Origin of the sequence: Halobacillus aidingensis, from assembly GCF_900104185.1 — a bacterium.
Lineage (GTDB): Bacteria > Bacillota > Bacilli > Bacillales > Halobacillaceae > Halobacillus > Halobacillus aidingensis.
Genome location: NZ_FNIZ01000013.1, coordinates 18,686 through 29,815, shown reverse-complemented (window position 1 = coordinate 29,815; position 11,130 = coordinate 18,686). Strand labels below are relative to the sequence as shown.

Below are 11,130 nucleotides of genomic sequence, written 5' to 3'. Positions count from 1 at the left end.
TTTAGCGTAGTGGGGGTCAGGCACTTTCACACAGACAAAATGATTTTTTCCATCGCAAGTCCGACTGCACCCGTGGAGCCCGGCGTACAAAATATAACTTTATCTTTTGCTACACCTGCTACTGCTCTTGATAGGATGCTGGCTGTTCCAATGTCCTGCTCATAACTTAAATAACGGAATAGCTCACCGAAACCAGGTAGTTCTTTTTCAAAAAAAGCGGAAACTGACTCAATTGTCACATCCCTTTTGGCGATACCTGTTCCACCATTCACCAGGATGGCTTCTATTTTATTATCCTCAAGTAAACTTTCAATCTCTCGACTAATCAAATCTTTTTCATCAGGGATGATGTGGTACTGTTAATCTGATGGTTTGATTCAGCCAATAGATCCTTCATCTTCCGACCACTTTTATCTGTCTCTTCATTTCTAGTATCACTGACAGTCAGAACGGCACAATTCACTTCCTTCGGGGATACTTTTCGGTGTTTCTTGAGCATCAGGCAAACCTCCAATCCTTCTTATCCACCACTTACAGGTGGAATAAAAGCAACGACATCCCCATCTTTGATTTCATCATCATCGACGGCGTATTCTTCATTGATGGCTACCATGACTTGGTCCATCCTGGAGAGATTATATTTCTCCTGCAGATAACTCTTTAGGTTCCTAACGGGAATGTCAGCGTTATCCAATTCCATTTCCCCTCTACCGATTTCCTCTTGCAAATGGGCAAAAAACAACACTTTAATCATTTGATTCATCCTTTACATTTGGTTTTCCACTTGGATAAGGGGTTGTCTCCAATTGGTCGCCAATCCAAGTCTCTCCGTCTTCCCAATGTTCCTTTTTCCAAATAGGGACGATTTGTTTGATCCGTTTGATGGCATACTCGTTGGCTTCATATGCTGCTTTGCGGTGTGGCGAAGAAACAGCAATAACAACTGCAATATCCGTTATCCCCAAGTGACCGATCCGGTGAGTGATCGCAACTTCTGTCTTTGGCCATTTGCTTTGTATTTCTTCCCCAATCTCTTTTAACTTTTGGATGGCCATCGGTTTGTAGGCTTGATACTCCAGGGTCAGGGTCTTTTTTCCTTCCGTCCATTCCCTGACTGTCCCTATGAAAATGGTGATGGCCCCCGCCTCTCTCTTCGTTACTTTATCAATCAATGATTGGGTGTCAATCGGTGTATCAATGATGTCAAAATTATCTGTCACAAAAGAAACTCCTCTCTATTTTCTTTTTCTCTTGATTTGAGAGAATTGCCTTCTCTTTACGGATATATATATTCGGTTGGTGAAGGAAATGCCGGATAACCGGTCTGGTGAAAAGTTCGAATCCTACATAACAAGCGGAAGGATTGCCGGACAATCCGAACAATAATTGCCCGTCTTTCTCGGCGACCGTCGTCACACTACCAGCCGCATTCCCACTTTATTGAACAACACATCCGCCTCCAGCTTTTCATAGATATCTGGTAGGTAATCGTAATCCCCAACAGAAACTCCACCCGTAGTAATGAGGAAATCCACCTTTTCCAAACTGTCTTTGACTTGTTCATAACAGGTGGCAAAATCATCATTAAATTGTCCTATGTAGAGGGCTTCACCGCCAGCTCGTTCGATCTGTGCCAGTAACATATAAGCATTGCTGTTTCTGATTTTCCCCGGGTTGCAAGGGCTCTTCAATATCCAATAACTCACTTCCTGTTGATATTACCCCAACTGTCGGCTTCCTGCTCACAGGAACCTTTCCATAACCAAAAGTGGCCAATAAAGCAACAATCCCAGGGTTTATGTAGGTCCCCTTTTTGACCAGAACACTTCCTTTTTCTCTGTCTTCTCCTTGGAAAGAAATATTATCGCCCGCTTTATAGGACCTTTTTGTCTGTATATATGTTTTAGAATTTTCGTGGATCTCCTCCACCAATTCCAACATACAGACAGCATTGCAGCCTTCTGGGATAGCCGCCCCTGTCATAACCCGAACGGCTTGTCCTTCCTTCACTTTCCCTTCGAAAACACTCCCTGCACCAATTTCACCGACCACTTCCAATATCACTGGTGCTTCCCGGGTTGCTCCCGCTGTGTCATCCGCACGTAAAGCAAAGCCGTCATATGGAGAACGATCGAAATGAGGAACGTCGTGATCCGCAACTAAATCTCCCCCCAAAATACGTTTATATGATGCTTCAATTGGAACGTATTCTACTTTGCCTTCAAGAGCATGATCCATTACTTTTTTGACTGCATCATTTACTTTAATGGGTTTTCTTGTTTCTACCATATCGACCTTCCTTTCCGAGGTTATTCCTACAATTTCCACCGTAGTTTATTTACAAATTTCCTAACACTTTTCACCCGATTAACTGATAGTAAATTTTTTTGGCTTCTTTCACTGAATGCGTGCCATGGATTAATGTCCTTCCATCATGGAAGAAGACCAAGCGGTAATTCTGATACCTCAAGGAAAGTAAAAAGTTATTCTTCCTTACTTCCCCGAACACCTGTAACCTTTTCTCCAGTTCACTCAACTCTAGAGGTTGACGGGAGCGTATCTGCACCGTTTCTCTCCCACAAAGAACTTCCGTCCTGGTCTTCTTTTCATCTGTTAAATATTCATAACTTGGAAATTCCCCGCACGCTTTACAATCATCCTTTTTTGCTTTGGAGACATTGATCATCTGGTGTTGGTTATTCCATAAATCGAATGTGATAAGTTTGGTTCGTAGAGCAGCCGTATCACCTACCAACATTTTCAACGCTTCTGTCGTTTGATGGGCTGCCACTATCTGGACAGCTGGTGCAATGATACCAGCTGAATCACAAGTGGCTCCTGAAATCGGTCCAGATGAAAGCAAACAATTCAAACACGGTGTTTGCTTAGTCAAAATCGTAAAGCTCATTCCTGTACTTCCGACACATGAGCCAAAAATCCATGGAATAGAAAGCTTATGAAATAGATCATTCATCATTAAACGAACATCGAAATTATCTGTAGCATCGATTACAACATCGACATCTTTTAGAAGAGGAATCAGCTCGTCCCCCGTTGCATCCATCACATGAGAATCTATTAAAATATCTGAGTTAATCTCTGACAAGCGTTTTTTAGCAGCAATCGCCTTTGGCATTTCCTGAATAGCATCGGACTCGGAAAAAAGCTGCTGGCGTTGTAAATTGCTTCCTTCTACATAATCACGGTCGATGATCGTCAACTTACCTACCCCTGCTCTTGCCAGTGTTTCAGCACTTGCTGTTCCCAATGCTCCACAACCAAATATCATGACATGACCTTTTTCTATTCTTTTTTGACCTTGTTCGCCAACAGGCTTGAACAGCATCTGCCGGGAGTAGCGATCCTTCATGATTTGATTCCTTCCCATTTCCCTAACCACCGATATAAGACATTTCGATGCGTGGTTTATTTCTAACAGTTTCTTCTGTCCGTTCATCGGAGTAACGGTCTCTCCTATTTCTCCAGGTCGGAGCAAAGTGTTCTTTGATTTCATTATCCGAAAGATCGGCGCGAACCAACCTTCTTAAGTCGAATCCTTGGGCTGCAAACAAACATGTAAAAAACTTACCATCAGCTGAAATACGGCCCCTCGTACAAGTGGAACAGAAAGACTCCGAGACAGACGTGATAAATCCAACTTCTGTGTCTGTCCCCTTATAACGGTACCGCTTGGCAACTTCCCCCAAATAATCCGGATCGACCGGCTCTAAATCAAATTCTTTGGAAAGCATCTCGAAGATTTCTTTTTTCGTTACGACATGCTTAAACTCCCAACCATTTGACTGGCCGACATCCATGAATTCTATATAACGTAGAGTAACCCCCATCTCCTTAAAGAATTTTGCCATCGGTATGATTTCTCCATCATTCATTCCCTTTTTGACTACCATGTTGACTTTGACGACAAGTCCAACCTCTTTGGCTTTCTTGATGCCTTTCAAAATCCGATCGGACTGCGCTCCAACACTGTTGATTGACTGGAAGGTTTTATTATTGATAGCATCAAGACTTACATTCACTCTTTGGAGTCCAGCTTTCTTCAGTTCCATGGCATATCTTTCAAGGAGAAAACCATTCGTGGTTAAGCCTATATCCTTCAAGCCTTCAAGGCTAGTCAGCATCTTAATCAAATCGGGTAATTTCCTGCGCAAAAGGGGCTCTCCACCTGTCAATCGAATTTTTTTAACACCACATTCAATGAAAATCTTGGCCAACCGATAGATTTCTTCAAAGGTGAGAAGTTGCGTTTTCTTCATAAATTCGAAATCGTCTCCGAATATCTCCTTTGGCATACAATATAGGCACCTGAAATTGCAACGATCAGTTACGGAAATACGCAAATCTTCTAATGGCCGACCGAATTTATCTTCTAAAGCTAGCTTCATAGCATAACTCTCCTCTTGTTTTCTATTAATCCGCACAGGGAATATCCATTACGCTCGTAGTACCTTTTCCAGGAGTCGGATGCACAGAAAGTTCTCCATCAACCGACCGGGCCCTTTCCTCCATGCTCACCAAACCTACACCCCAAAAAAGCTCTTCTTGATCAAATCCCTTTCCACGGACTTCCACCAATACTCTTATGGTTACGGAAGCCTGGGCGACACTAGCATACTTCCTTACATATGTTAGAGATTATTGAATCCTCCGATAAATGGTAACCTCGGTATTAGAAACCAAACGATGTTCTAGCGAGTTATTAAAATAGATATCGATTTCATATCTTTCTGAGGAACGGATGGCAGAATCAAACCTAGGTCATCCAATACAGAAGGTCTTAATTGCCAAGAGAAATCGCGGGATTTCTGAATTAAGTCTTTGGATTCCTCCAATAACCGTTCAATCAACGGATGTTCCAGCTCTGCATTCAACCGATTGAGGGTAACTACGTAACTATACAGGTTTTGTCTAATTTCATCATGTAATTCTCTTGATAGTCTTTTCCTTTCTTGCTCTTGAACTTCGATCAATCAGGTCAATATATGCTGTCATTCTTCCTCCGCCTTTTTACGCTTGGTGATTTCAAAGCGGATCGCAAATACTGGTTTCGTTAAAAAAGGGGACAATTTCTTATCCATCCAATAAGGAGTCCCGTCCTTTGCCTTATTCTTGATTTCTCCTTTCCATCCACCCCCTCCCACTTGCTCATTCCTGGATAAAATCTTTAAACTGAGATTCCGAAAATAATGCTAGTAAGCCTATAGCAGGTAATAGGTATGGCCATTCCATATAAAAATTGCTGATTACTTATATTTTTTATTTGGTTTATTAATTTCTGATAATACTTCATACATATTATCCTTCCCTCAATTAAATTCTTTTCGTTTTTCATTTGGAAATACCTCCCTTTAAAAATTTTTTCAAGTAAAAATTCTAAATAAAACGCTTGAACCTCTCAATAATATATTTTTTAGTATTTAAAAATTCTTGGCTTTAGCCTCTGTTAAAGAAAGAGAGAGGATATATCAGGTAAAATGTACAATCTTTTTTGCATTAATGTAGGATCATCAAAAAAAGCTCCATAACAAACTTGTCAATTTCCACATTGAGATTATTGATTTCGCCTTCTTTTACTCGGGTAACTCAAGTTAATTCAGGCTGTCTTTCAACTAAATTACATAAGGTGCTCCATTAATCGGATGTAGCATTTGGAATGGGTAACTCTTGATAAAAGCTATAATTCGTCGATAAATACTAATTTATGAAATTTCGTCTATTAAAACCCAAATCGTTCTATAGCAGATAGAACACAACAGAGCCCGTGCACTTATAAAATGTTCAGTTTTTTGAGTGATATATCACGTAAAGGACACAATAAAACAATAAATTGGAAAGGAGAATCATTGTGGAAACCAAAAAAAATAGATGGCTGATTGCTGTATCTGCAGTTGCTATGCACTTATCAATTGGATCGGTCTATGCCTATAGTGTTTACAAAACACCGATGACTGAGCAGTTAGGATGGAGTGGAACAGATGTTGCTCTTGCTTTTACCATTGCGATTTTCTTTTTAGGACTAACAGCAGCTTTCATGGGGAAGTTTGTCGAAAAACGAGGCCCGCGTACATCGGGATTGATCGCAGCCGTATTATTTAGTGGAGGTATGTTATTTACAGGATTAATGGTTCAAATTGAATGGCTTTGGGGGTTTTATATCACATACGGGGTTATTGGTGGGATTGGGTTAGGAATTGGTTATATTGCTCCTGTTTCCACGTTAGTCAAATGGTTTCCGGATCGTCGTGGTTTAGCTACGGGAATGGCGGTTTTTGGTTTTGGGGCAGGGGCTTTAATTGCTGGACCTACTGCTGAATTTCTAAATAATACGTTAGGTATTCATTGGTCTTTCTATATATTAGGGTCGTGCTATTTAGTTTTAATGGCTCTAGGTGCATCCTACATCACTCCTCCACCTAAAGACTGGAAACCTGAGGGATATAATCCTGATGAAGAGAATGACAAGAATACCAGTGATTTAGACCAGATGACTCGTGGAGAAGCAGTCAAAACGGCTCGATTTTGGATGTTGTGGTGGATGATGTTTATCAATATATCCGCAGGGATTATGTTAATTTCTGTTGCTTCCCCAATGGCCCAAGAAAAAGCAGGGATGACGGAAGCTGCTGCTGCAACGATGGTAGGTATTATGGGTTTATTCAATGGAGGAGGACGGTTGTTTTGGGCTTTTCTTTCAGATTATATTACGAGAGCCTACACGTATATCATCTTTTTCACAATTCAGCTCGTGCTGTTTTTCTCTCTTATAAACATAACAAACTCTCTATTTTTTCAAGCGTCTATGTTTCTCATTGTTTCCATCTACGGTGGAGGGTTTTCTAATCTTCCAGCTTTTATCGGAGACTTATTTGGTACAAAACAACTAAGTGCCATACATGGATATTTGCTTACTGCATGGGCAGCTGCTGGAGTGGTAGGACCGATGGCTGTATCTTATATTCGCGAGACGACTAATAGTTATGATGTAACCTTTATTATCTTTGGTATCTTAATTGTAACAGCTTTCCTTACTGCTATTGCTATGAAGATTCTAATTGTTCGTTATCGTAAGAGCAAAACAGAAGCTGTGCCGAATCCAACATGAGTTTGTATATATCTACCAAAAATGGTAAACACTTAGGCATAAAGGAATTCTATTAGGTAGGTGACTTTAAGTGGCAGCAGGAAAGCAACTAAAAATTACAATTAATGAAGAGCAGTATTCTGTTAATAATGGTGAAACGGTGTTTGAAGCCGTTAGAAATCAAAAAATTTACGTACCAGGTATCTGTTCGACACAACCAGACCTCGGAATCGGTGTTATACAGACATGTGATACATGTTTTATAGAAATTAATGGAGAACTGAAACGGGCGTGTGCCACTAAAGTTGAAGATGGAATGGAGATCAAAACCCAGTCCAACAATGTTAAAGAAGCTCAACACGAGGCTATGTCACGAATATTGGAGAACCATGAACTTTATTGTACCGTTTGTGATAATAATAATGGAAATTGCGAGGTTCATAATGCTGCGGAATATTTAGAGGTTGAACATCAGGAATATGCATTCAAAGCTAAACCATACCCTGCTGATAATTCTCATCCTTTTTATCGCTATGAACCGGACCAGTGTATATTGTGCGGGCTTTGTGTGGAAGCATGTCAGAATCTTCAAGTTAGTGAAGTGTTAACCATTGATTGGGAGCGAAACGCCCCTCGAGTAATTTGGGATAATGATGTTCCAATTGATGAATCATCTTGTGTTTCTTGTGGTCATTGTGTGTCAGTTTGTCCTTGCAACGCACTAATGGAAAAATCTATGCTCGGAGAAGCGGGGTACATGACAGGCATACCAAATGATGTACTGGAACCAATGATTAATCTAACTAAAGAAGTCGAGCCAGGATATCGAGAAATATTAACAATTTCAAATATAGAAGCAACTATGCGTAAAGATCGTATCGAACGAACGAAAACGGTATGTACTTATTGTGGTGTTGGATGTAGCTTTGAAGTGTGGACAAAAGATCGTGAAATTTTAAAAATACAACCAGACCCAGCTGCTCCTGCTAACGGAGTCTCCACTTGTGTTAAAGGTAAATTCGGATGGGACTTTGTGAACAGTGAGGAACGTTTAACTACACCACTAATTCGTAAAGGTGAAAGGTTCGTTGAAGCCACTTGGGAAGAAGCTCTTTCTTTAATGGCTTCAAAAATGACAGATATTAAAGAAACTCATGGTAATGATTCTATCGGATTCATCGCATCATCAAAATGCTCGAACGAGGAAAACTATTTGTTCCAAAAGCTGGCGCGTAGTGTGTTTGGAACGAATAATATAGATAATTGCTCGCGATACTGTCAAACCCCTGCATCTACTGGCTTAATGAGAACCGTAGGAATCGGTGGAGATGCAGGAACAATTGAAGATATTGAAAGTTCAGAACTTGTGCTAGTTGTGGGAGCCAATCCTGCAGAATCTCATCCAGTATTGGCAACAAGAATAAAACGAGCGAATAAATTATTTAATCAAAAGTTGATCGTGTTCGATTTGCGAGAGAATGAACTTGCACAGAGAGCAGACTTATTTATTAGTCCAAAACCAGGAACAGACTTAGTTTGGTTAAATGCCATCGCCAAATATATTATTGATAAAGATTGGCATGATACTGATTTTATTGAAAAGCGCGTAAATAACTTTGAGGATTTCGTAGATTCTTTGGATACGTATACTTTGGATTATGCAGAAGATAAAACTGGTTTAAGCAAAGAACTTCTAATTAAAGTAGCTACCATCATTCATGAAGCAAAAAGCATGTGTGCATTGTGGGCTATGGGTGTTACACAACATAAAGGTGGTACGGATACGAGTACGGCTATATCAAACTTACTTCTCGTTACAGGAAATTATGGCAAGCCCGGTACGGGAGGTTACCCGTTACGTGGACATAACAATGTGCAAGGAGCAAGTGATTTTGGCACAATGCCAGAGTGGTTACCAGGATACGAGTCGATCGAGGATGATAAAATCCGTGCTAGGTATGAAGAAGCATGGGGAACAACTTTACCTAAGGAACCTGGTTACAATAACCACGAGGTTGTTGAGGCTATCCAAGATGGGAAAGTGAAAGCGATGTATCTATTTGGAGAAGAGATGGGTCTTGTTGATTCCAATATTAATTATGTTCACACAGCTTTTGAAAAGCTTGATTTCTTCGTTGTACAGGATATCTTCTTCTCTAAGACTGCTCAGTTCGCAGATGTCGTTTTGCCTGCAGCACCAAGCCTAGAGAAGGATGGAACATTTACAAATACGGAAAGAAGAATTCAACGTTTTCACAAAGCACTTGAACCTCTAGGTGAATCCAAACCTGATTGGGAAATTTTCCAGAATTTCGCTAATAAACTAGGTGCAAACTGGAATTATAAACATCCAGGAGAAATCATGGACGAGGCTGCAAAACTGTCTCCAATTTTTGCAGGTGTAAGTTATAGTAGGCTGGAAGGTTGGAACAGTCAGGTATGGCCTGTGAATAAAGATGGGTCAGATACTCCTCTACTTTATGAGAAAGAGTTTGGTTTCGAAGATGGAAAAGCTCGATTATTCGCAGTTGAGTGGACACCTCCATATGAACCAGGCGAGGAGTATGACTTACACTTGAATAATGGTCGGATTTTGGAACATTTCCATGAAGGCAATATGACGTATCGTTCAGAAGGAATCAGTCATAAAGTACCTGAGCCGTGGCTTGAAGTTTCACCTGAATTAGCAAGTAAACGTGGAATAAAAACAGGCGCTCTTGTGAGATTGAAATCTCCCTACGGGGAAACTGAAATTCGAGTTTGGGTAACAGAACAAGTGAAGGGTAAACAATTGTACTTTCCTATGCATTCGATGGAAGAAAAAAGTGCTGTAAACAAGCTGACGAGTAGCTATCATGACAAAGACACCCACACTCCTAACTACAAAGAAATGGATGTTAAAATGGAAGTGATTGAGCCGAGCGGTCCATCGCCTATACCTGAAATAAACCACCGATTCGGTAATCCTCAACCTCAAGAAGGCGTTGAGGTTGAAAGGAAATGGGAACGGGAAAACTTTACACCGATTCCGGAATTTATTAAGAGAAAGGGAGTTGAACATGGCGAAAGCGATCAAGCAAATTGATGAATCCATTCTTACTCCTGATCAACAGCAAGCCTCCGATCTAAATGAAATACTAGAAAAATTAACTGAGAATAAAGAGTCCATTCTGATCCTATTAGAAATTATTGAGGAACTTCATAAGTTCGGTATTCTCGATATTACAAAAGGCATGTTAAGAACACGACATGAACTCGGAATTTTAGCCATGGAGGAATTGGACAAACCTACAGTGCATGATTTAGTGAAAAGTGGAATCAGTACTTTTAATTTCTTTACCAAGGTGGATCCTGACCAACTAAATACATTATTAAATGGGGCAAGTGAGGGTCTTAAGAATTCAGCTGAACAAAGCCAAAAAGATGAGAAATTAGGATTGTGGGGACTCGCAAAATCTATACGTGACCCCGATGTAAATCGATCCATCACAACCATGATTCATTTCTTGCAAGGCATGGGTCAAGGAATGAAAACAAAATAGAAGAAGGTGAGCTTCCTTGAAGGAAGTTACTATACAAATCAATGGAATGACCAGCTCATCTGATGTAGAGAAAGTGAACGAAGCTTTGTATAATGTTTGGGGCATTAGGGAAGCAGACGTAAATACTAAATTCAATAAAATTACTTTCTCATATAATGAAGAAGCAGGGTCATTAGAAGACTTTATGCAAGCCATTCGGGACAGTGGATTTGAACCCATACAAGAAGATGAATGATTATACGAAAAGGGCCCTTCTATTAGAAAGGGCCCTTTTCGTATAAAAAGTGTACTTACATAAAGGTATATATAGTAGTTTGCTCCTGAAAGACGCGACTAGAAATACGTTTAATACTATATCGAATAACCTTCATACTTATTATTCCCTTAGGTCTTCTCTCTGTAATAAGTATCCATCGTGCGCTCCTCTAAATATTTCTTCATACGTTTCAGAAAAAAGTTGCAGGGAGTCTTTACCTGCCTGCAACT

General features: G+C 40.3%; 9 protein-coding genes and 2 pseudogenes. 4 read left to right on the top strand and 7 right to left on the bottom strand.

The annotated features are described in order from the left end of the window. Positions 1-26: 26 nt before the first annotated feature. The 7 genes and pseudogenes from BLS23_RS12980 to BLS23_RS22270 form a co-directional block, all read right to left on the bottom strand. Positions 27-502, bottom strand: a pseudogene (locus tag BLS23_RS12980) (MogA/MoaB family molybdenum cofactor biosynthesis protein). An 18-nt stretch (positions 503-520) separates the two neighbouring features. Next, positions 521-754 carry a molybdopterin converting factor subunit 1 gene (gene moaD, locus BLS23_RS12975; RefSeq protein ID WP_089652972.1) on the bottom strand — a complete coding sequence of 78 codons (234 nt, stop codon included), beginning with the start codon at positions 752-754 and terminating at the stop codon, positions 521-523. Beyond that, positions 747-1,220, bottom strand: a complete 474-nt coding sequence (locus BLS23_RS12970; RefSeq protein WP_089652971.1) for a molybdenum cofactor biosynthesis protein MoaE — start codon at positions 1,218-1,220, stop codon at positions 747-749. Before BLS23_RS12970 ends, moaD begins: the two co-directional genes overlap by 8 nt. Positions 1,221-1,260: 40 nt before the next feature. Next, positions 1,261-2,289 (bottom strand): annotated as a pseudogene (locus tag BLS23_RS12965) (molybdopterin molybdotransferase MoeA); the annotation flags it as partial. Positions 2,290-2,359: 70 nt separating this feature from the next. Then, positions 2,360-3,370 (bottom strand): MoeB/ThiF family adenylyltransferase, encoded by a 1,011-nt coding sequence (locus BLS23_RS12960; protein ID WP_089653066.1) that lies wholly within the window; start codon positions 3,368-3,370, stop codon positions 2,360-2,362. Between the two features lie 22 nt (positions 3,371-3,392). Further along, positions 3,393-4,406, bottom strand: a complete 1,014-nt coding sequence (gene moaA / locus BLS23_RS12955; RefSeq protein WP_089652970.1) for a GTP 3',8-cyclase MoaA — start codon at positions 4,404-4,406, stop codon at positions 3,393-3,395. A gap of 303 nt (positions 4,407-4,709) precedes the next feature. Beyond that, positions 4,710-4,991, bottom strand: a complete 282-nt coding sequence (locus BLS23_RS22270; protein ID WP_089652969.1) for a histidine kinase — start codon at positions 4,989-4,991, stop codon at positions 4,710-4,712. A gap of 875 nt (positions 4,992-5,866) precedes the next feature. On the opposite strand from BLS23_RS22270, the gene BLS23_RS12945 reads away from it, so the two are divergent. From BLS23_RS12945 to BLS23_RS12930, 4 genes are all read left to right on the top strand, one after another. Further along, the gene (locus BLS23_RS12945; protein ID WP_208599179.1) at positions 5,867-7,123 is read left to right on the top strand and encodes an L-lactate MFS transporter; all 1,257 of its coding nucleotides are present in this window, start codon (positions 5,867-5,869) and stop codon (positions 7,121-7,123) included. A gap of 70 nt (positions 7,124-7,193) precedes the next feature. Then, a complete protein-coding gene (gene fdhF / locus BLS23_RS12940) occupies positions 7,194-10,187 on the top strand; it encodes a formate dehydrogenase subunit alpha (protein WP_208599178.1) in 2,994 nt (997 codons plus the stop codon). Continuing rightward, the gene (locus tag BLS23_RS12935) at positions 10,162-10,644 is read left to right on the top strand and encodes a helical membrane plugin domain-containing protein (RefSeq protein WP_089652968.1); all 483 of its coding nucleotides are present in this window, start codon (positions 10,162-10,164) and stop codon (positions 10,642-10,644) included. Before fdhF ends, BLS23_RS12935 begins: the two co-directional genes overlap by 26 nt. Before the next feature lie 16 nt (positions 10,645-10,660). Further along, positions 10,661-10,879: a heavy-metal-associated domain-containing protein gene (locus BLS23_RS12930; RefSeq protein ID WP_089652967.1), complete on the top strand. Its 219-nt coding sequence runs from the start codon at positions 10,661-10,663 to the stop codon at positions 10,877-10,879. Positions 10,880-11,130 lie beyond the last annotated feature (251 nt).